Annotated in this window: 18 protein-coding genes; 14 read left to right on the forward strand and 4 right to left on the reverse strand. The window is 33.6% G+C overall.

All coding sequences use genetic code 11. From position 1 onward, the window contains the following. Window positions 1-72: 72 nt before the first annotated feature. Genes BUB82_RS11770 through purL form a run of 3 tightly spaced genes read right to left on the reverse strand, consistent with a single transcriptional unit; the run spans window position 73 to window position 4411 of the window. On the reverse strand, window positions 73-243 hold the full coding sequence (locus tag BUB82_RS11770) for a hypothetical protein (RefSeq protein ID WP_159432029.1): 171 nt from the start codon (window positions 241-243) through the stop codon (window positions 73-75). An 8-nt stretch (window positions 244-251) separates the two neighbouring features. Then, on the reverse strand, window positions 252-752 hold the full coding sequence (locus BUB82_RS07550) for a cupin domain-containing protein (RefSeq protein ID WP_073193006.1): 501 nt from the start codon (window positions 750-752) through the stop codon (window positions 252-254). Next, the gene (gene purL / locus BUB82_RS07555) at window positions 752-4411 is read right to left on the reverse strand and encodes a phosphoribosylformylglycinamidine synthase (RefSeq protein ID WP_073193007.1); all 3660 of its coding nucleotides are present in this window, start codon (window positions 4409-4411) and stop codon (window positions 752-754) included. The genes BUB82_RS07550 and purL overlap by 1 nt, the downstream gene beginning before the upstream one ends. A 181-nt stretch (window positions 4412-4592) precedes the next feature. On the opposite strand from purL, the gene BUB82_RS07560 reads away from it, so the two are divergent. Genes BUB82_RS07560 through BUB82_RS07570 form a run of 3 tightly spaced genes read left to right on the forward strand, consistent with a single transcriptional unit; the run spans window position 4593 to window position 9900 of the window. Continuing rightward, window positions 4593-5600, forward strand: a complete 1008-nt coding sequence (locus tag BUB82_RS07560; protein WP_073193119.1) for a DUF3810 domain-containing protein — start codon at window positions 4593-4595, stop codon at window positions 5598-5600. 15 nt (window positions 5601-5615) lie between these two features. Beyond that, window positions 5616-8612 carry an amidohydrolase family protein gene (locus tag BUB82_RS07565; protein WP_073193008.1) on the forward strand — a complete coding sequence of 999 codons (2997 nt, stop codon included), beginning with the start codon at window positions 5616-5618 and terminating at the stop codon, window positions 8610-8612. A 1-nt stretch (window position 8613) separates the two neighbouring features. Beyond that, window positions 8614-9900 carry an amidohydrolase family protein gene (locus BUB82_RS07570; RefSeq protein WP_073193009.1) on the forward strand — a complete coding sequence of 429 codons (1287 nt, stop codon included), beginning with the start codon at window positions 8614-8616 and terminating at the stop codon, window positions 9898-9900. Between the two features lie 98 nt (window positions 9901-9998). Here BUB82_RS07570 and BUB82_RS07575 read toward each other — a convergent pair whose 3' ends face one another. After that, a complete protein-coding gene (locus BUB82_RS07575) occupies window positions 9999-10415 on the reverse strand; it encodes a type II 3-dehydroquinate dehydratase (protein ID WP_073193010.1) in 417 nt (138 codons plus the stop codon). Between the two features lie 44 nt (window positions 10416-10459). Between BUB82_RS07575 and xerD the strand changes: the two genes are divergently transcribed. From xerD to BUB82_RS07630, 11 genes are all read left to right on the forward strand, one after another. Then, the gene (xerD, locus tag BUB82_RS07580) at window positions 10460-11356 is read left to right on the forward strand and encodes a site-specific tyrosine recombinase XerD (protein ID WP_073193011.1); all 897 of its coding nucleotides are present in this window, start codon (window positions 10460-10462) and stop codon (window positions 11354-11356) included. Between the two features lie 59 nt (window positions 11357-11415). Further along, entirely contained in the window at window positions 11416-13419 is a 2004-nt protein-coding gene (locus BUB82_RS07585; RefSeq protein ID WP_073193012.1) for a monovalent cation:proton antiporter family protein, read from the forward strand. 84 nt (window positions 13420-13503) lie between these two features. Next, complete coding sequence (locus BUB82_RS07590; RefSeq protein ID WP_073193013.1) at window positions 13504-15363, forward strand: M61 family metallopeptidase; 1860 nt, start codon at window positions 13504-13506, stop codon at window positions 15361-15363. Window positions 15364-15454: 91 nt separating this feature from the next. After that, window positions 15455-15976: a DUF6913 domain-containing protein gene (locus BUB82_RS07595; RefSeq protein WP_073193014.1), complete on the forward strand. Its 522-nt coding sequence runs from the start codon at window positions 15455-15457 to the stop codon at window positions 15974-15976. Continuing rightward, a complete protein-coding gene (gene dapA, locus BUB82_RS07600) occupies window positions 15969-16850 on the forward strand; it encodes a 4-hydroxy-tetrahydrodipicolinate synthase (protein ID WP_073193015.1) in 882 nt (293 codons plus the stop codon). Before BUB82_RS07595 ends, dapA begins: the two co-directional genes overlap by 8 nt. A gap of 70 nt (window positions 16851-16920) precedes the next feature. Then, window positions 16921-17742, forward strand: coding sequence for an outer membrane protein assembly factor BamD (locus BUB82_RS07605; protein ID WP_073193016.1), 822 nt, complete (start codon window positions 16921-16923; stop codon window positions 17740-17742). Next, the gene (locus BUB82_RS07610) at window positions 17732-18067 is read left to right on the forward strand and encodes a DNA-directed RNA polymerase subunit omega (RefSeq protein ID WP_073193017.1); all 336 of its coding nucleotides are present in this window, start codon (window positions 17732-17734) and stop codon (window positions 18065-18067) included. Before BUB82_RS07605 ends, BUB82_RS07610 begins: the two co-directional genes overlap by 11 nt. Then, a complete protein-coding gene (gene coaBC / locus BUB82_RS07615; protein WP_073193018.1) occupies window positions 18067-19266 on the forward strand; it encodes a bifunctional phosphopantothenoylcysteine decarboxylase/phosphopantothenate--cysteine ligase CoaBC in 1200 nt (399 codons plus the stop codon). The genes BUB82_RS07610 and coaBC overlap by 1 nt, the downstream gene beginning before the upstream one ends. A 47-nt stretch (window positions 19267-19313) precedes the next feature. Continuing rightward, the gene (gene porD, locus BUB82_RS07620; RefSeq protein WP_073193019.1) at window positions 19314-20210 is read left to right on the forward strand and encodes a type IX secretion system protein PorD; all 897 of its coding nucleotides are present in this window, start codon (window positions 19314-19316) and stop codon (window positions 20208-20210) included. Between the two features lie 57 nt (window positions 20211-20267). Further along, the gene (recN, locus tag BUB82_RS07625; protein WP_073193020.1) at window positions 20268-21920 is read left to right on the forward strand and encodes a DNA repair protein RecN; all 1653 of its coding nucleotides are present in this window, start codon (window positions 20268-20270) and stop codon (window positions 21918-21920) included. A 39-nt stretch (window positions 21921-21959) separates the two neighbouring features. Continuing rightward, complete coding sequence (locus tag BUB82_RS07630; RefSeq protein WP_073193021.1) at window positions 21960-22769, forward strand: enoyl-ACP reductase FabI; 810 nt, start codon at window positions 21960-21962, stop codon at window positions 22767-22769. Window positions 22770-22836: the final 67 nt, after the last annotated feature.

Raw genomic sequence — 22836 nt, forward strand, 5'->3', positions numbered from 1 at the left:
AGTATTTCTATTTAAAATTGTAACGAATTTGATTTAACTATAAGTTATCGCTAAATGATATGGGATATTTTTTTAATGTCGTTTGCCTTTCCAAGTTCCACCATATCGATAACCTAAATTGGTTGCTTTTTGTTTTTCAACGCAAGACTTACAAGCAAATATCCATGATTTCCCTTTTTTAATTTGAATTCTATAAAGGACTTCAAATTCTTCTTGACAAATGGCGCAAGTTTTTGTTTTCAATTATAAACTTATCGAGTTAACCTTGATATTAAAGCTTGATGTTTTGGGAATTTTTGCTGGAGTTCTTTTCTTTTGGCTAATTCAAAGTCTTCAAAATCAAAACCTGGCGCAACAGTACATCCTACAAGAGCAAAACTTTCAGGTTGAATAACTTCGGCTGCAAACCAATATTGAGCAGGAACAACAAATTGTGGTATTTCACCATTTGAAAAGTCTGTTCCAATTTTAATTTTAGAATATTCGCCATCAGGAGAAATCATATGAAGTAAAATACGACTACCTAAGTAAAAATGCCAAATTTCATCTTGGTTTACTTTGTGAAATGCAGAAAACTCATCTGAAGTGAGCATAAAATATATGCAAGTACTTACACTTCTAACAGAACCAAACTCAGATGGTAAACTTTCTTTTTTAAGAGTTACCTTACTTCGGTATGTTTCTTTATAGTAACCACCTTCTGGGTGTTTTTCTAAATGGAGTTGTTCAATTAAATCTTGTTTTGTGAGCATTATTGAGTCTTTTCTAGCCAATTTTTAGCATTTATAAAAGCTTCTAACCAAGGTGTAACTTCATCTGTTCTTTCATTAGGATAATAAGGCCAATTCCACTGAAATGTTGAACGTTCAAGATGAGGCATCATCACTAAATGTCGACCTGTTTCATCACATAACATAGCTGAATTATACTGAGATCCATTTGGGTTGGCAGGATAGGTTTTTGCATGATATTTAGCAGGAATTTGATAGTGTTGTTCTTCATGCGGAAACTGAAACTTGCCTTCGCCGTGTGCCGCCCAAATTCCTAAAGTGCTACCTTCTAAGCTTTTAAGCATAATTGAAGCTGACTCTTGAATTGTTACGGCCGTAAATTGGCATTCAAATTTATGGGAATCATTGTGTAATAATTGTGGTTTCTCTTGGTCACCTTGGTTTAACAAACCTAACTCTACAAACAACTGGCATCCATTGCAAACACCAAGTGACATGGTATCTTCACGATTAAAAAAGTTGCGTAGAGCTAGGTTTGCATGTTCATTATACTTAAATGCGCCAGCCCAACCTTTAGCACTCCCTAAAACATCTGAATTAGAAAATCCGCCAACCGCTGCAATGAATTGAACATCTTCTAAATTTTCAGCACCAGACATGAGGTCTGTCATATGAATATCTTTTACTTCAAACCCAGCTAAATACATGGCACGAGCCATTTCTCGCTCTGAGTTTGAACCTTTTTCACGTAAAATTGCAGCCTTGATTTTTTGTTGAGGTAGATTTGGTTTTCTGCCTGTAAAATGTGATGGAAACTTAAATTTTAGTGGTGCTTTTTCAAGATTTTCAAAGCGTTCTTGAGCTTTGATTTTTCCACTTTGCTCACAATCAAACTCGAATGAACGTTGAAACCAAATATTCCTGTAATCTGAAATATTAAATTGAAGTTTTTCTAGCTGGTGTTTTATTGAAAGTATTCCAGTTGAATTAGCTTTACCAATCGGAATAGCGTTTAAATTTAGTTCTTTAATTTCAGCTGAAATATCTTGCTTAGACTGAAAAACCAGTCCGCTGTTTTCAGCAAATAACAATTTCAATAAATTATCTTCCTTAATTTCAGATAAGTCTAATTCAGCACCTAAGTCAAGATTTCCGAAGCAAAGTTCAAGCAAACATGTAATTAATCCACCTGATGAAATATCATGACCAGCTGTAATTTTCTTAGCTTTAATTAATTGTTGTATGGCGTTAAATTGAAATTTAAAATAGGCATCATCTTTAATACTTGGTGCATCGTGGCCAACTTTGTTCAGACTTTGCGCTAATGCTGAGCCACCTAATTTATAGCTGTCTCTTGATAAATCTAAATAATAAATCTGTCCTGCATTTGGGTTTAATAAAGGTTCAATTATATTAGTAATTTCGTGACAGTTGGCTGCAGCTGATATAATTACGGTTCCTGGTGAAAGTACTTCTTTGTCGTTGTACTTTTGTTTCATTGACAACGAGTCTTTACCAGTAGGAATATTGATCCCTAAGTTAATGGCAAAATTTGAAACAGCTTCAACCGCATCATAAAGTCGAGCATCTTCACCAGGATTGTTACATGGCCACATCCAGTTTGCTGATAAAGAAACTGAGCTTAAATTATGTTCTAAAGGTGCCCAAATAATATTGGTTAATGCTTCTGCAATTGAGTTTTTAGCTCCAGCGATAGGATTGATTAATCCTGAAATAGGAGAGTGGCCAATGGAAGTTGCAATGCCATGTTTACCATTATAGTCTAAAGCCATTACACCAACATTATTTAGCGGAATTTGTAATTCACCTAGTGTTTGTTGTTTAGCAACTCGACCAGTTACACAGCGGTCAACTTTATTGGTTAACCAATCTTTACAGGCCACAGATTCTAACTGAAGTATATTTTTAGTGAAAGAATAAATTAATTCTGGTTGTAATTTTTCAAGTTCGCTAAATTTCTGAGCCTGATGCTGATCTTTCATGATTGTTTTTGGTGAACTTCCAAACATATCACTAAGCATTAAATCCATTGGTGTTTCACCACTCATAGAATTACTAAAGGTAAAGCGGTGGTCTTTAGTGACTTTACCTACAAAGTACATTGGTGAACGTTCTCTATTAGCCACTTTTTTTAAGAATTTTGCTTCTTCAGGTGGCATTACTAATCCCATACGTTCTTGAGATTCATTGCCAATAATCTCTTTAGCTGATAAGGTTTTATCGCCTACAGGCAGTTTGCTAATATCAATTTTACCGCCAGTGTCTTCAACTAATTCACTAAGACAGTTAAGGTGGCCGCCAGCACCGTGATCATGAATTGAATTAATAGGATTTTTGTCAAGCTCTACCATTGCACGAATTGCGTTGGCTGCACGCTTTTGCATTTCTGGGTTCGATCTTTGAATAGCATTAAGTTCAAGACCGCTTTCAAATTCACCTGTATCTGCTGAAGAAACTGCTGCGCCGCCCATACCAATTCTATAATTATCACCGCCTAAAATTATGATATCATCATTTTGTTGAGGTGTATCTTTTAAGGCTTGGCTTGCTTTTCCGTAACCAATACCACCAGCTAACATAATCACTTTGTCATAGGCCAAAACATGCTCATGTTCTTCATGTTCAAAAGTAAACAGCGACCCAGAAATAAGAGGTTGCCCAAATTTATTACCAAAGTCTGATGCGCCATTAGAGGCTTTTATTAGAATATCTAAGGGCGTTTGGTATAACCATTCACGTTCTTTAATCTTATTTTCCCAAGAACGATTTTTCCCTGTCCTTGAATAAGGCGTCATGTAAACCGCTGTTCCAGCTAATGGAATTGATCCCTTGCCACCAGCAAGTCGATCTCTAATTTCGCCACCACTACCAGTTGCTGCGCCATTAAAAGGCTCTACAGTTGTTGGGAAGTTATGCGTTTCTGCCTTTAAGGAAATGACCGAATCAAAATCTTTTGTTTCGTAAATTGAGGCTTGATCTGGGCGTTGTGGTGCAAATTGCTCAATTTTTGGACCACTCAAAAAAGCGACATTGTCTTTATAGGCTGAAACGATGCCGTTAGGATTTTTCTCAGAGGTTTGCTTAATTAGCTTAAATAATGAGTGCTTTTTTTCTTCTCCATCAATAATAAAAGTGCCATTAAAAATTTTATGGCGACAATGTTCTGAGTTGACTTGTGAAAAGCCAAAAACTTCTGCATCAGTTAATGGTCTTTCAATTCTTTTACTGACTGAATTTAAATAAGCAACTTCTTCTGGACTAAGTGCTAAACCTTCAGATTTATTGTAGGCTTCAATATCTGTAATCGATTTTACAGCTTCAGGTTTAGTGTTAATTTCAAAAATACTTTGGGTTAAATTATGGTATTTTTGAAATAACATGGCATCGTACTCAGTTGAATTATCTTCAAATTCATGAAATTCTTCAATACGAGAAATACCATCGATTCCCATATTTTGGGTAATTTCAACAGCATTGGTGCTCCACGGTGTAATCATGACCTGTCGCGGACCAATAAACTTTCCTTCAACTTCTTTTTTATCGACAAACAAAGCATCGCCAAACAGCCATTTTAGCTTTTTGATGGTTTCGTAGTCTGGGCGTTTGTTAATTTTTACGGCGAAAAAATGCGTCTTTTGAGTTTTGAAAAAAACTACCATAGTGGTGAATTTAATGTTGTGTTATGACGCCCTCAAAAATACAATAAAAATATGAAGAATAACCTAAAATGTGTAAGTTTGAAAAATTAGATAGAAATTAATTTTGAATCGTTATAACTTATCGAAATCAACAAAAACGGCTTTATTTTTTTTAAGCCTTTTGCCACTTCAATGGGGTTTGATGTGGTGGTTTAATTTGCATCCTGATGATTTAGAGCTTTATTATAGTCCTTTTTTTGAAGCTATATCAACCTTACAACTGTATAGTTTAGCTTGGTTACCTTTTTCAATTGGAGATGTGTTTTACCTATTTTTGGTTATTTGGTTAGCGGTATTGATTTATCGATTTATTAAATTTAAGAGAAATCGGTTAAATCGCTTTATTAGCTTTTTAGGCTTTTGTGCATTGTTTTATACCTTATTTAATGTTTTCTGGGGTTTTAATTATTACAGGCGACCTTTAAACCAGCAGCTTCAATTATCATCAGATTATTCAACTGAAGCGCTTGTTGAATTTACATGTGAACTTATTGAAGTGGCAAACGCAAGTCACTTAAGTATTGTTGAGAATGATACATCGGCTGTTAACTTCAACTTTTCTAAGTCTGAAATGCAAAATTTAGTATTTGAAGCTTATCAAGAACCGTCTAATTTTCCGAATAAACTTAACTATCCAACCGAAAATATCAAGTCATCATTATTGTCTTTACCTTTGAGTTATGCTGGTTTTAGTGGCTATCTAAATCCATTTACTAAAGAAGCACAGTTTAATAGTTTAATGCCGCAGTACAAGTGGCCAACAACAATGGCTCATGAGGTGAGTCACCAATTGGGTTTTGCAAAAGAAAATGAAGCTAATTTTATCGCTGCTTTAGTTTGTATTAATTCAAAACATAAATATTTAAGATACGCAGGTTTAACCTTTGCTTTAAAATATAGTCTAAACGACATCTATAAACGCGACCCTGAATTATTTAAAGTAATGTTAGCTGATGTTAATGAAGGGATTATTAAAAATTACAAAACTTCTCGACAATTTTGGGAGAAGTATCGAGGTCCTAGTGAAGTGATTATGAAGCAGATTTATGGCAACTTTTTAAAGGCAAACAACCAGCCTAAAGGCATTGAAACTTATAGTTATGTAACCGCACTTTTAGTTAATTATCATAACACCTATCAATTATTTTAATTTAAATTTTAATTTATGAAACATTACTTATTTATGTTGGTTTGTTGTTTAGGGCTTAGCAGCTTTGCACAGGATTATTTTCCTGATAGTAAAGGCGTGAAAGCAAAAACATCAAATTATGTGGCAATTACAAATGCTATCATACACGTGAGCCCATCTAAAACTCTTGAAAACTCAAGTTTATTGTTTAAAGATGGTAAAGTAGTTAGTCTTGGCGATAGCAAGTTTCCTGAAAATACGGTCATTATTTCTGCTAAAGGAAAGCATATTTATCCTTCATTTATAGAGCTATATTCAGGTTTTGGTATTAAAGATCTTCCTAAAGCGCCTAGAACATCTCAACCGCAATATAATCCTAATAGGAGCGGTTATTATTGGAATGACCATGTACGTCCAGACCAAAGCGCAACAGCACACTTTAAATTCGACAAGAAAAAAGCTGAAGCCATGCGAAAAGCTGGCTTTGGTACTGTAAATACACACGTTACAGATGCTTTTGTTCGAGGTACAAGTGCTTTATATACGCTAAAAAATGGAGAAAATGTTAATGAAAACTTGCTGAAATCAAATTCAGCCCAATATTTCGCTTTCGATAAAAGCCAGCAATCTCGCCAAGCTTATCCAAGTTCAATTATGGGGTTCACGGCTTTATTACGCCAATTTTACCATGATACCGAAGCTTATAAAAATGGCTTGATTTCAGAAAAAGATCTGGCCATTGAAGCTTTTATAAAAAATGAAAACTTACCACAGATTTTTGAAGTTTCTGATTATTTAAACGCCTTAAGAGCCGATAAAATTGGCGATCAATTTGGCGTTCAATATACTATTATTGGTAGTGGCGATGAATATAAACGCGTTCAAACTATAAAAGAAACTAAGGCTAGATTTGTATTACCAGTTGATTACCCAAATGCTTATGATGTTGAAGATTCTTATCTGCGTGATTATTTGAGTTTAAGCGATATGAAGCATTGGCAACAAGCACCACATAACGCTATGATGCTAGCTGATAATGGTGTTGAAATTGCTTTTACCACTAAAGACTTAAAATCGCCAAGCACACTACACAAAAACTTAGCAAAATCAGTTAAATTAGGTCTAGATAAAGCCACGGCTTTAGCAGCTCTAACCACAGTGCCTGCGCAAATTCTTCAAGTTTCTAATCAGCTTGGTACGCTTGACGAAGGTAAAATAGCTAACTTCATTATTACATCAAATGAATTGTTTGCCAAAGACACCAGAATCTTAGAAAATTGGGTACAAGGCCATAGATTTTCATATGGCGACATCAGCCAAATTGATATTTCAGGTGATTATCTGTTAACTTTTGATAATACAGAGTATGACTTGTCTATTTCACCAAAAGGAACCTCATTTAAGGCTTCACTGAAAAATTCGACTAATACATTCAAAACCAAACTAAGTTTTGAAAATAATTGGCTTAACTTAATTATACCAGTTGAAGCTCAAGATGAAGCTCAATTTCATGTGCTTTCAGCTAAAATAGACAAACAAACAAATCAAATAAACGGTAAAGCAGTTTTGGCAAACGGTACTGAATCCAGATTTACGGCTACTAAAAAAACATCAGCCGAGTCAGATTCTTCAAAAGATAAGAATGATTCTAAAAAAGATAACCAAGAAAACAGCCATGATATTTTACCGGTGACTTACCCTAATATGGCTTATGGTTTATCTACTCCAAACCCAGAGTCAAAACGAATTTTATTTAAAAATGCAACTATTATTACTGGTAGTCAACAAGGAAAACTAGAAGGTTATGACTTGCTTGTTCAAGACGGTAAAATTGAAAAAATCGGAAAAGATTTAAAAAGTCGTCGTGCTGAAGTGATTGATGCGACAGGAAAATTTTTAACCGCAGGAATTATCGATGAGCATTCTCATATTGCTGCAAGTTCAGTTAACGAAGGCGGCCATAATTCCTCAGCTGAAGTAAAAATGGAAGATGCTGTAAATCCAGATGATATTAGCATTTATAGATCATTAGCTGGTGGCGTTACTACAATTCAGTTATTACACGGTTCAGCTAACCCAATTGGTGGTCGTTCAGCTATACTGAAATTAAAATGGGGTAAACCAGCCGAAGAAATGATTTACGATAACTCTCCAAAATTCATCAAGTTTGCTTTAGGTGAAAATGTAAAACAATCAAATTGGGGTGGCAATTCTAGATTTCCACAAAGTAGAATGGGCGTAGAGCAAGTTTTTATTGATTATTTTACTAGAGCCAAAGAATACGGCGAATTAAAAGCTTCAGGTGATACTTATCGTGTTGATGAAGAGTTAGAAACGCTACTTGAAATTATCAATAGTGAGCGTTTTATCAGTTGTCATTCTTATGTGCAAAGCGAAATCAATATGCTGATGAAGGTTGCAGATCAATTTGATTTTAATGTGAATACATTTACTCATATTTTAGAAGGTTATAAAGTTGCCGATAAAATGAAGGCTCACGGCGCAGGTGGTTCAACTTTTAGCGATTGGTGGGCTTATAAATATGAAGTTAATGACGCCATTCCTTTTAATGCCGCTATTATGCATGAACAAGGCGTAACTGTAGCCATTAATTCAGACGATGGAGAAATGATAAGAAGGCTCAACCAAGAAGCTGCAAAAAGCATGAAGTATGGCGATGTTTCAGCAGAAGATGCTTGGAAGTTTGTTACTGCCAACCCTGCAAAATTACTTCATATTGAAGATCGCGTTGGAACGGTTGAAGAAGGTAAAGATGCCGACTTGGTTTTATGGAATGCTCATCCACTAAGTATTTATGCAAAACCTGAAAAAACAATGATTGAAGGTGTGGTTTATTTCGACTTAGAAAAAGATTTAGCCATGCGAAAGCAAATTAAAAAAGAGCGAAATATCTTGATTAATCAAATGATGCAAGCCAAAAACAAAGGCTTGAAAACTCAGCCTATTAAAAAGAAAGAAAAAGAATTTTTACACTGTGATAGTTTAGATCACTTAAACCATAAACACAACTAGTATGAAAATAATCTATAAATTATTAATGCTGCTGGTTTTTAGCTGTACCTCACTAACGTTTTCACAGCAAACGCCTGCAACAGAACAAACTGAAAGTATAAGTATTATTAATGCAACTGCGCATATAGGTAATGGTGAGCTTGTTAACAATGCAGTTATTGTTTTTGAAGACGGTATCATTACTTATGTAGGTACCGATCAATCAAAAGCAAGTGGAACAACAATCGAGGCAACAGGAAAACACGTTTATCCGGGTTTTATTGCGCCTAACTCAACTTTAGGTTTAGTTGAAATCGATGCGGTAGCAGCTACAGGTGATGAAGACGAACTTGGTAAAATGCTACCACACGTGCGGAGTATCATCGCTTATAACACTGAAAGCAAAGTAGTTGAAAGCATGCGCCCAAATGGTGTTTTGATGGGGCAAATTACTCCTCAAGGTGGTCGTATTTCAGGTACATCATCTATTGTTCAGTTTGATGCTTGGAACTGGGAAGATGCTATTATAAAAGAAGATGATGCTTTACACCTTAATTGGCCATATGGTTTTAGACGAAGTGGCAATTGGTATGATCCAAATCGTCGATACGAACAAAATAAAAATTATCAACCTGAAGTTGAGGATATATATACCTATTTTAAATCAGCTAAAGTTTATACAGAAGAAAATAACCGCGATCTAGAAAAAGAAGCCATGCAAGGCGTTTTTAATGGGACAAAGCGTTTGTTTGTTCATGTTAATGGCGAGAAAGAAATTCGTGATGTTATTAGTTTTAAAGAAAAAATGAATCTTCCGAATTTAACTATAGTTGGTGCTTATCATGCTTATAAAGTTGCTGAAGAACTAAAAGCTGCCGATATTTCAGTTTTAGTTCAGCGTGTGCACCAAGTGCCAAATTTTGAAGATGACGATTATGATTTGCCTTATAAATTACCAAAGTTACTGCATGATGCAGGTTTATTAGTTGCCTTAGAAGGTAGCGGGCAAATGGAACGCATGAACTCTAGAAATCTACCATTTTATGCTGGTACAGCTGCAGCATTTGGTCTAGATAAAGAATTGGCTCTACAAATGATTACTTTAAATACGGCTAAAATACTTGGTGTTGACGATCAAATTGGTTCTTTAGAAGTTGGTAAAGATGCCACTCTTTTTATTAGTGAAGGTGATGCGCTTGACATGAAAGGCAATAAATTAACTCGCGCATTTATTCAAGGTCGTGACATTAGTTTAGAATCTCATCAAACCGAATTATATAAACGTTATTCTAATAAATATAAAGATTAATTATTGTACTTAATCTTCTTTTAAATAAAAAAACCTCGAATTAATTTCGAGGTTTTTTATTACAAAATCTTTAATCTTAATTGTTTTATTAAAATAAATTAATCGTCTGTGAAGCTCTTTATGGCAAGTTCATAACTTTTTAAACCAAAGCCAAGAATACAGCCTAAAGCCACAGGTGTAATAAAAGAATGTTTTCTGAAATCTTCTCGTTGGTGCGTATTTGAAATATGTACTTCAATCACTGGTGTTGAAATTGTTTTAATAGCATCAGCAATGCCAATTGAATTATGTGTATACGCAGCTGCATTTAAAATAACACCATCTACATCATCACATTCTTGAAGTTCAGAAATGAGTTCTCCTTCAATGTTTGATTGAAAATAGGATAATTCAATATTTTTATATTTAAATTGAAGTTCTGTAAAATAATCTTTAAAATTGGTATAACCATAAATCTCTGGCTCTCGTTTACCAAGAACGTTTAAATTTGGTCCATTAATTATATGTATCTTCATGTGATTAAATTATTAAGCTAAGTTACAAAAATATATCATGCCTCATGAATTGGTCTGCTGCAATTAAAGACTTTGCTAACTACTTGAAAATCGAACGCGGTTTACAACACAATACTGTGGTTAATTATCAATTAGATGTTGAGAAACTTCAACAGTATCTGGATGATTTCAAAATAGAGGTAAGCCCTCTGAAAATTTCAGTCGAAGCTATTAGAGAATTCATTTATGATTTTTCAAAATCCGCTAATGCAAGAAGTCAAGCCCGATTAATTTCAGGCTTAAAAAGTTTTTTTGATTACTTGGTTTTTGAAGATTTACGTGAAGATAATCCGATGGTTTTAATTGAAGCACCAAAAATTGGCCGAAAGTTGCCAGATACTTTAAGTTTAAAAGAAATTGACCAACTTTTAGATGCTATTGATTTATCTTCTGGGCAGGGTCAGCGAAATAAAGCAATTATTGAGTTGTTATATGGTTGTGGTTTACGGGTTAGCGAGTTAGTAAACCTACGTATTTCAGATTTATATTTTGAAGAATCTTTTATAAATGTTGTGGGCAAAGGCGATAAACAGCGTTTTGTACCGATTAGTGATTATACTATTAAATATATTGAATTATACCAGAAACATATCAGAAACCATCAGCAAATAGCAGCTGGTCATGAAGATATTTTATTTTTAAATAGACGAGGCAAACAGTTATCTAGGGCTATGATTTTCACTGTGATTAGAACTTTAGCAAATAAAGCGAATATCAAGAAAAAAATAAGTCCGCACACTTTTAGACATTCATTTGCGACACATTTGTTGGAAAATGGTGCAGATTTACGTGCTATACAACAAATGCTAGGTCATGAAAGTATTACCACGACTGAAGTCTACATGCATTTAAATCAGTCTCATTTGCGTGAAACTATAGAGAAATTTCATCCTAGAACATAAATTTTAAAAGTTTATAGTAATCATAACTTGTTTGTTTGATTACTGCTTATTTTTGCAACATGGAAATACCATTATTAAAAGAGATTGTTGTTGTTTTAGGCATTTCAATAGTTATTATTTTAGCATTTCAAAAGCTGAAATTACCATCTATCTTAGGTTTTTTGTCAGCTGGAATTATTGTTGGTCCGAATGCCTTTAATTTATTAAGCTCACAACACGAAGTAGAATTACTCTCAGAAATTGGTATTATATTTTTATTATTTGTGATTGGTATTGAGCTTTCGTTTAGTGGACTCATGAAAATCAAACGAACGGTTTTTTTAGGTGGAGGCGCTCAAGTAACGCTAACCATTGCAACTGTGGCTTTAATTGCTTCTATTTATGGTTTAAGCGTGAATACTTCAATTTTTGTTGGGTTTTTAATTGCTTTAAGTAGTACCGCAATAGTTTTAAAACTTTTACAAGAACGTGGAGAAATACAATCTCCACAAGGACGCTTGTCGCTTGGTGTTTTAATTTTTCAAGATATCATTGTTGTACCAATGATGTTGGTTACACCAATTTTAGCAGGTAAGACGCCAGATGTTTGGAATACAGTTTTAATGCTCATACTTAAAATTATTGGTCTTGCAGTTGTTGTTTTTATTTTACAAAAATATATTGTACCGAAGGTGTTTAGAGCTGTTGTGAAAACTAAAAGCAAAGAGTTATTTATCTTAACTACCGTAGTTTTTTGTTTTGCCATAGCTTGGCTAACAAGTGCTGTTGGTTTATCATTAGCATTAGGTGCTTTTTTTGCTGGTTTAATTATTTCTGAGTCAGAATATAGTCATCAAGCCACAGCAAATGTTCTACCATTTCGTGAAATATTTATCAGTTTCTTTTTTATTTCAGTGGGTTCTTTGCTTGATATTCAGTTTTTTGGTCGTCATTTTCATTACATAATACTTATAGTTTTAGTGGTATTAATTGTTAAAGTGTTGGTTGTATTGTTAACGTCACGACTTTTAAAATTAACCCCAAAAGTAGCTTTTATCGGTGCATTCTCATTGCTACAAGTTGGTGAATTTTCACTTTTATTATCAACTGTTGGCTTACAGAATGAGTTGCTTACAGCAGACTTATACCAATATTTTTTAGCCGTTTCTATTGTTACAATGGCATTAACACCTATGTTTATTAATAAGGCCGAAAAGTTTAGCCGCTTCTTACTAACAGTTCCTATTCCTAAACGGGTGAAAAAGCGTCTAAATGCACAGAAAATAGACATGAGTTCTCATGAAGATGATCATTTTCATGATTGGGAAGACCATGTTATAATTGTTGGTTATGGTATTAACGGTAAAAATATTTCGCGTGTCACACAACAAATAGGTATTCCTTATGTGATTGTTGAAATGGATTTTGAAGAGTTTGAAGCAGCTAAGGCTAACAATCAACCCATCGTTTTCGGTGATGCAGGACAAACTGAAATACTTCAGCATGTTAACGTGCAAAAGGCTAGAGTTGTGGTGATTGCCATTTCAGATCCAGTAGCTACAAAACAAATTATCTCTTCAATTCGTTTATTTTCACAAACAGTTTATATTATTGTTAGAACACGCTTTGTTAAAGAAATTGAAGAAAACATGAAAATTGGTGCCGATGAAGTTATTCCAGAAGAGTTTGAAACTTCTATCGAAATATTTACTAGAGTTTTAAAACAGTACATGGTAACTCAAGACGAAATTTCTAATATTGTGACTGAAATTAGATCGGCAGATTATGAGGTGTTAACTAGCTTAAAACCAGTTTCTAAAAAAGCCGTTTTTAAGCAATTAAACATTCCGAATAAAGAAGTGGCTACATTGCATGTTCAACATCGCGATAACCCGATAGTAGGCCGAACAATTGAAGCTTCTGGCATTGGTAAAAACTATAATTTAACCGTTTTAGCGATTAAACGCGGCCGTAAATATATTGATGAAATAAAACCAGACACAAAAATTTGTGTTGATGATATCATCTATATTTTTGGAACACCTACAAAGATTAATGAATTGAATAAAATTGTAAAACTTTAGTGTAACAATTTTTAATAATCTTGACGTATAAAGCGCTTATTATACTTAATTAAAAAATATAAATTCAAATTTTAAATCAACTACATGAAAAAAATTAGTCTCTTAGTTTTATCAAGCTTAATTTTAGTGGCTTGTAATATTAAACCCAAACAAGAAAAATCTGGTGTTAGCATTAGTTTAGATTTAGTAAACATAGATAATGACCAGGTTAAAGTGGTTCACGATCCAAGTGTTATTTCAACTGAAACAACCACTTTTTATATTCCAAAAACAATTCCAGGAACCTATGCCATCAATAATTACGGTCAGTTTGTTGAAGACTTTTCAGCTATCTCTTATGATGGTGAATCATTGCCAGTAAAGCAACTTAACCAGAATTCTTGGGAAATTAGTAATGCTAAGGAATTAGATAAAGTTCAATACTTAGTTAATGATACTTATGATATTGAAGGTGAAGGCGATGTGTTTTCTCCTGCTGGAACAAACATTGTAGCTGATGAACATTTCATGCTTAATTTGCATGGTTTTGTTGGCTATTTTGAAGGTATGCAAGAAGAAGTGCATCAATTAGAAGTCAAGCGTCCTAATGATTTGGTAGCTTCAACATCGCTTCCAGTTGCCAGTCAATTGAATGAAGTTAATTATACTACTGATGAATTCGTGACAAATCGTTACTTCGGTATTATTGACAACCCAATTATGTATGCAAAGCCTGATACAACAAGTTTTGATATTCAAGGCATGCAAGTTGAATTAAGTATTTATTCGCCTAATAAAACTTATTCTACAAATGACTTAAAACCTGCTTTAGAAGAAATGATTCAGGCTCAAAAAGCCTTCTTGGGCGATATTGATAATACGCCAGTTTACTCTATCTTACTGTATTTGTCTGATATGGAAGCCACCGATGCTCGTGGTTTTGGTGCTTTAGAACACCATACGTCAACGACTGTGGTTTTACCTGAAACCATGCCTTTAGAGCAACTTAAGCAAACGATGACTGATGTTGTTTCTCATGAATTCTTTCATATTATTACTCCTTTAAATATACATTCTAATGAAGTGCATTATTTTGGATACAACGACCCTAAAATGTCTAAACATTTATGGATGTATGAAGGCGTAACGGAGTATTTTGCTAACTTGTTTCAAGTTAATCAAGGCTTAATTTCTGAGCAAGAGTTTTATAACCGAATCAATGATAAAATTAGTACAGCTGCTTCATTTGATCGCACAATGCCATTTACAGAAATGAGTGAAAATATTCTTGAAAAAGAGTATAAAGACAGTTACTATAATGTTTACCAAAAAGGCGCCTTAATTGGTATGACTTTAGACATTAAACTTAGAGAATTAAGTAATGGAGAAATGGGTATTTTAGACCTTATGAAGAAATTGATTTCTAAATACGGTAAAGAACAACCATTTAATGATGATGAGTTATTTGATGATATTGTTGCTATGACTTATCCAGAAATTGAAGATTACTTTGACACTTACATCTCAGGAACAACGCCGCTAGATTTTGAATTATTTTTTGATAAAGTTGGTCTAGAGCAAACAACTGATATGGCTAATACTGGCTATTTTTTAAATGGACAAACGCCTTTTATTAACGTTAATCAAAGTACAAAAGAGGTGTTTTTTAGAACATCTTATCCTATGAATACTTTTTTTAATGACCTTGGTGTTGAACCTGGCGATATTATTAAAAGTATCAACGGTACGACATATAACTTAGATAACATTAGAAATTTAATCATGAATTCTATGGGTTGGAAGGAAGGAGATGACTTTAAAATGACAGTAATCCGTGATGGAGAAGAACTGACTTTTGAATCAAAATTAGAACAACCTAAAATTGAAAAATCAACCTTAAAGGCAAAAGACTTAGAGTTATCGAGTAATGCTTACCAATTAAGACAGTCTTGGTTGAAGTCTTAGGCTACTTTTACAATATTTAAAAAGTCCAAATTTATTTTTGGACTTTTTTTGATGCATTAATTATGCTTAGCTTTGTTTTAGGACGAATATTATGAAAAAACCGATCAGGCAGTTTTTTATTTCTCGAAAAATTAAGTCTAATTTTTCAAAAATTAGAACGCAGACTTTCAGTGATAATCGTGCTTTAATTTTGTTTCATACAGATTGCACGGACTTCAAGCAGCTAAAACAGTCATTTGAAAATTACTTTGTAGAATCTAAAAATTATGAATTACAGTTAATTGGTTTTGGAAGTGAAAAAAGTCTAGCTAACTTGAGAGATCAATCAACTGAAAACTTAAAGTTGATTTCGCCTAAAGACTTCAACCTGATGGCAAATATAAAAACCGAGTCACTTCAAAAATGTTTAGATCAATCTTATCATTTTTGTTTTAACTTTTATGCTTCAAATAGGTCTTATCTTCAACTCATCAATTCAATGATTTCAGCTCTTTTTAATATAGGAATTACAGATGAGTTTCCGAATAAATTTTCAGTTTCAGTATCAGAATCACAACCAGAACAGTTTTTTAAAGAAGTTTCAAATTATATAAGTAAAATTACATATGCATAATTCAAAGTTTACAGGTACAGGTGTTGCATTAATCACGCCGTTTAAATCAGATTTATCAGTTGATTATAAAGCTTTAGAGCGATTGGTTAACTTTCAAATAGACAATGACATCGATTATATAGTTGTGTTAGGAACTACCGCCGAAAGTGCAACTTTAAGTGATGAAGAAAAAGAACGCGTCAAACAAACAATTGTTGAGGTTAATCAAAATCGGGTTCCTTTAGTGCTAGGTTTAGGGTCTAATAATACCCAACAACTATTAGCCGATATAAAATCAACAAAGTTTGATGGTTTTGATGCAATACTTTCTGTTTCACCTTTTTACAATAAACCAACACAAGAAGGCATATATCAGCATTTTGCAAGTTTGGCAAAAGTATGTGACTTACCAATTATTCTGTATAATGTTCCAGGTCGTACAGGCTCTAACATACAACCTGCAACAGTTGTGCGTTTAGCAAATGAGTTTAACCAAATTATTGGAATTAAAGAAGCTGCAGGCGATTTAGAGCAAGCAATGACTTTAATTCGGGATACACCTGAAGATTTTCTAGTGATTTCTGGTGATGATATGATTACATTACCAATGGTTTTAGCTGGTGGTGCTGGTGTAATTTCAGTGATGGCTGAAGCTTTTCCAAAAGAATTTTCAGCTATGGTTAATTACGGCTTAAATAGAGATGTTAATAAAGCATTCGAATTGCATTATCAATTTATGCATGGCATTCAATTAATATTTAAAGAAGGAAATCCCGCTGGTATTAAAGCAGCTTTTAAGCATTTAGACCTTGCTGAAGCTACTGTAAGGTTACCATTAGTAGAAGCTTCAAAACAGTTAAAAGCTGAAATAAAAACCTTTATGGCTGGTTTGTAAAATAAGCCTTGAAATATTGCGTTTTCATAATTAGATTATAATCAGTAATTTTGCAAAATATTTAATTTAGATGAAGTATATAGTTAGCTTACTTTTAGCAACTCTGTTTTTAACGAGTTGTAGCGAGTATCAAAAGGTTTTAAAGAATGAAGAACCTGCGCCAAAATTTGATTTAGCAAAAACCCTTTACGAAAAAGGCGTTGAAACAGGTCGATCAAAATACTTCACAAGATCTATACGATTGTTTGAGCAAATTTTGCCTCAATATAGAGGTAAGCCTCAAGGTCAAATTTTATCTTACATGAATGCTAATGCTTATTATTTGAATGGTGATTATTATACATCTGCTTATTTGTTTGAACGTTTTGCGCAATCTTACCCTACAAGTGAAAAAACTGAAGAAGCTATCTTTAAATCAGCTAAAAGCTACTATAAAGTTTCACCTGTTTATAGTAAAGACCAATCGCAAACTCAAAAGGCTTTAGATAAGTTACAAACCTATATTAATGTTTACCCAGAAGGTACATATTTTGTTGAAGCCAATGATATTGTTTTAGAATTAAGAACCAAGCTAGACAAAAAATATTACGAAATTGCTAAACAATATCATCATACTGAACGCTATAAAGCTGCAATTGAAGCTTTAGATAATTATATTTTAGATTATCCAGGCACACCTTTTAAAGAAAAGGCCTACTTTTATAAATTTGAATCAGCCTATATTTTAGCCATTAACAGCTTACGTTCTTTAACAGAAGAACGTTTAGAAGCTGCTAAAATTTATGCAGAAGATTATCTACGCTACTATTCAGATGGTGAATTTTCTGAATTAGCAACTAACTATTTAAACGATATTAACGAGAGATTAAACAAAAAAGCTTATGAAAACTAATATTAAAGATTCTAACGCACCTATTTCAACAACAACAATTAATAAAAATGCTGTTGATGCACCTACCAATAATATTTACGAAGCAATTTCAATTGTGTCTAAGCGGTCAAGCCAAATTAATACAGAGATGAAACGTGAATTGTTGGAAAAACTAGACGAGTTTGCAACTTATAATGATAGTTTAGAAGAAATTTTTGAAAATAAAGAACAAATTGAAGTTTCTAAGTTTTACGAGCGTTTACCTAAACCACATGCACTAGCTTTAGAAGAATGGTTAGAAGAAAAAATTTACTACCGTCATACTAAAGAAAGCGAAGAGATTTAATGCATTTGTTAAGCGGCAAAAAAATATTACTTGGTATTACAGGTGGGATTGCCGCTTATAAATCTATTTTTTTACTTAGACTACTTAAAAAATCTGGTGCTCAAGTTAAGGTAATTACAACGCCAAAAGCACTTGATTTTGTTACTCCACTAACTTTAGCTACGCTTTCAGATTTCCCAGTTGAACATCAACTACAAGACGAAGATGGTAATTGGACCAACCATGTTGACCTTGGTTTGTGGGCAGATATGATGATTATAGCGCCAGTAACAGCTAACACCTTGTCCAAAATGGCTCATGGTAATGCTGACAATCTATTGCTTACAACTTATCTCTCGGCTAAATGCCCAGTGTATTTTGCCCCAGCGATGGATTTAGACATGTATAAGCACCCAAGTACACGAGCCAGCCTAGAAAAACTCTCTAGTTTTGGAAATGTTTTTATAAAACCAGGCGTTGGCGAATTGGCGAGTGGCTTATCTGGCGAAGGCCGAATGGCTGAACCTGAAGATATTGTAAAATTTATAACAAACCACCTTCAAAGTCAGTTAAGTTTTTACGGAAAAAAAATATTAATTACAGCGGGACCAACTTACGAAGCCATTGACCCTGTTAGATTTATAGGTAATCGGTCTAGCGGTAAAATGGGCTATGCACTTGCTGAAGCAGCCTTAAACTTAGGTGCTGAAGTCTGTTTAATTTCAGGGCCAACTGCCTTACAATTGTCACATCCTAACTTACAAATTATTCAAGTTGAATCAACTCAAAACATGTTTGATGCCGTAAAAGCTAATTTTGATAAACAAGATTTGGCTATTGCAGCCGCAGCTGTTTCAGATTATACACCAGTTGAAGTTAACACGCATAAAATTAAAAAGTCTGACCAATTGCTGAATATTAGTTTTAAAAAAACACCTGACATTTTAAGTTATATGGGTGAAACTAAAAATCATCAAGTACTAATTGGTTTTGCGCTCGAAACACAAAATGCTTTAGACTATGCTCGAGATAAAATGAAACGTAAAAAAGCAGATGCTATATTAGTTAATACTTTAAGTGAAAATAATCTTGTTTTTGGTTCAGATCAAAATACCTTGCAATTTTTATCAAACAAAGAGCAAATAGATTTAGGTCAACATTCTAAACAAAAACTAGCGCTTAAAGTACTTCAATTAATTTCAGAAAAGTTTTTTTCTTAAATTAAGTTGTAAAACCAAATCATTTATAACCAATTTAATATTAATTTATGCTTAATACAGTTAAATTTAGTTTTATTCTTATAGCCTTGATTTGCTTTTCAACAGTCAATGCTCAAGAGTTTAATGCTGAGGTTGTTGTCGATGCCCAACAGACGGGTAAAAATCAACTTACGGTTTTTAAAACTTTAGAGCAGCAATTAACCGAATTTATTAATAGAAATTCTTGGTCATCTTACCAATTAGAAAATCATCAAAAAATAAATTGCAGCTTTTTTATTATTGTAAAGTCCTTTAATAATAACCAATTTCAAGCCTCTTTACAAGTTCAAGCATCACGACCAATTTATGGCAGTGACAAGTTCTCACCAATACTTAATTTTAAAGATAACGAGCTTAGTTTTACCTATAAAGAATTTCAAGTTTTCAATTATTCGCCAAATTCATTCGAAAATAATTTAATTTCAGTTATTTCATTTTATTTAAAAACAATTTTAGGTTTAGATGCTGATAGTTTTGAAGAGCTTAGTGGAAATTCATTTTTTGAAGAAGCTAACCAAATCGTAAATTATTCACAACAACGCGGTTCGGGATGGTTAATTTCAGGAAATGCTAACAGTAGAGCAGCGCTTAATCGTGATTTATTATCTAATAATTTTCAAGAGTTTAGGCAAGCTTTTTATGAGTACCACCGTTTAGGCTTAGATCAATTTTACTCTGATCCAGACCTGGCAAAAGCCAAAATTGTTTCGGCCTTAAATAAAGTTCAAGCAGTTAATAATCGTCGGCCAAATTCTATTTTAGTTCGTACATTTTTTGATGCCAAGGCCAACGAAATTCTTGAAATATTTAGTGGTGGAAATCCAGAAAATCATGAAGCTGTTAAAAATATGCTACAAAAAGTTGCTCCGATTCATAGTCGGTCTTGGCGGCAAATCAAATCTTAAGCTTTTAAGTGTAAAATTGGTGCTTGTTTTGTAAATTTACACTCAAAATTTAAAAGCTTGTTACAAAAGTTAAGCATAAAAAATTACGCCTTAATTGAAGACGTTCAATTGAATCTAAACACGGGTTTTACCACAATAACCGGCGAAACCGGTGCTGGAAAATCAATTTTACTAGGTGCTATTGGTTTGTTGTTAGGTAAACGAGCCGACTTATCTGCGGTTAAAAATGAGTCCAATAAATGCATTATTGAAGGTGAGTTTTTTATTGAGACTTATAATTTAAATACTTTATTTAATCAACTTCAGCTTGACTATGATGCCCATACAATTATTAGACGTGAAATTTTACCATCTGGCAAGTCAAGACTATTTATTAATGACACGCCAGCAAAATTATCTCAAGCCCAAGAATTAGGTCAGCATCTCATAGATATTCACTCACAACATGATACCTTAAGCATTACTCAGCAAGATTATCAATACGAAGTCTTAGACGCCATTGCTAGAAGTAAAGAAGAACGCCAAGATTATCAAAGTGCCTACCAAAATTTAAAACAACTCAAACAAAAGTTAGAAGACTTAAAGGCTAGCCAATTAGAGGCGCAGAAAAACTACGACTATAATTTGTTTTTACTTGAAGAGCTCGACGCCTTAAAGTTAGAAACGATTAATCAAACCGAACTCGAGCAGCAAAAACATAAATTAGACAATGTAGAAGTTTTGCAAGAAAAACTATCTGCTGCTTACCAACTAATGTCTAATGAAGATATTGGTCTTACCAACCAGTTACGGCAACTTCAATTAGACCTCAAGTCCGCCTCCCAAATAGATATGAGTTTATCGGCTATTTTTGAACGTGTTAATAGTAGTTTAATCGAACTTGAAGATATTCAGCAAGAAGTAGAAAACCATCTTGAAACAGTTGAAAATGATCCAGAATTAAAAACGACTTTAGAGTCAACCTTGAATAACTTATACAGATTACAATCCAAGCATCAGGTTGAAGATGTAACAGAATTAATCAAGATTAGAAACCACTTGCAAGAACAAGTTGAAGCTTCTCAAAACGCCAATCTCGACTTAGATGAAGTTAATGAAGAGATTGCAGCAGCTCAACTCCAATTAAAACAAGCGGCAAAAAAATTATTTGAAAAAAGAAAATCAGTTACAAAATTAGTTTCAACTTCAATTCAAAACACTTTGTCTATATTAGGAATGCCTGAAGCTAGGTTTTCAATTTCAGCAAAATTTACAGGACAATTTAGTTCACAAGGTGCAGATCAGTTTGATTGGTTATTTACAGCCAATACAGGTCATGATATGCAAGCGGTTTCAAAAGTTGCTTCGGGTGGAGAACTCTCTAGAATTACATTAGCTTTAAAAGCTTTGTTATCACAAAAGCAGCATCTACCAAGTTTGATTTTTGATGAAATTGATACAGGCGTTTCTGGCGAAATAGCAACAAAAATGGCTGATGTTATGCTGGAAATGGGACAACGCATGCAAGTTATTGCAATTACGCATTTACCACAAATTGCCTCAAAAGGTAATGAACATTTTAAAGTGTTTAAATCTCAAATTAATCAAGTTACAAACTCACAAATCAGAAATCTTACAAGTGATGAACGCATTGAAGAGTTGGCCGAAATGCTTGGAGGTAAAACTTCAACTTCAGCAGTTTCGCACGCAAAATCTTTATTGCGTCAATAAAAATTTTACTTTTACAAATTAAAATTTCAATTTTTAACTATGGCTTATAATTTATTAAAGGGTAAACGCGGAATTATTTTTGGTGCACTAGATGAAAACTCTATTGCATGGAAAACCGCCGAACGCGTTCACGAAGAAGGCGGAACATTTGTGCTCACTAATGCACCAATTGCCATGAGAATGGGCTCTATTAAGCAACTTGCCGAAAAAACAAATGCGCAAATAATTCCAGCTGATGCCACTAATCTTGAAGATTTAGAAAAATTAGTTGAAGAATCAATGGAAATACTAGGTGGTAAAATAGATTTTGTGTTGCATTCTATCGGCATGTCTATTAACGTAAGAAAAGGTAGAGCATATACAGACCAAAATTATGATTGGACGCATAAAGGTTTAGATGTTTCTGCCATGTCGTTTCACCGCGTTATGCAAACTTTACATAAAAAGGATGCGATGAATGAATGGGGAAGTATCGTAGCTTTAACTTATATGGCAGCGCAACGTGTTTTTCCTGATTATAATGATATGGCCGATAATAAAGCTTATTTAGAGTCAGTTGCAAGAAGTTTTGGTTATTTCTTTGGCAAAGACCGTAAGGTTCGTGTTAACACGATATCTCAGTCGCCAACACCTACAACTGCTGGTAAAGGTGTTAAGGGTTTTGATGCGTTTATTAATTATGCAGAGAAAATGTCGCCATTAGGCAATGCCACTGCATTAGAATGTGCTGATTATACGGTGACTCTATTTTCAGACTTAACCAAGAAAGTGACTCTACAAAATTTATTTCACGATGGTGGATTTTCGAATGTTGGTGTTAGCCAAGAAGTCATTGAAAAATTTGAATAGGTATTAACGTGATAGATTTTATGTTAAAAAACTCCTTTTGTGGAGTTTTTTTTTGTTTTAAAGTTTA

The organism is Psychroflexus salarius (genome assembly GCF_900129035.1).
Taxonomy (GTDB): domain Bacteria; phylum Bacteroidota; class Bacteroidia; order Flavobacteriales; family Flavobacteriaceae; genus Psychroflexus; species Psychroflexus salarius.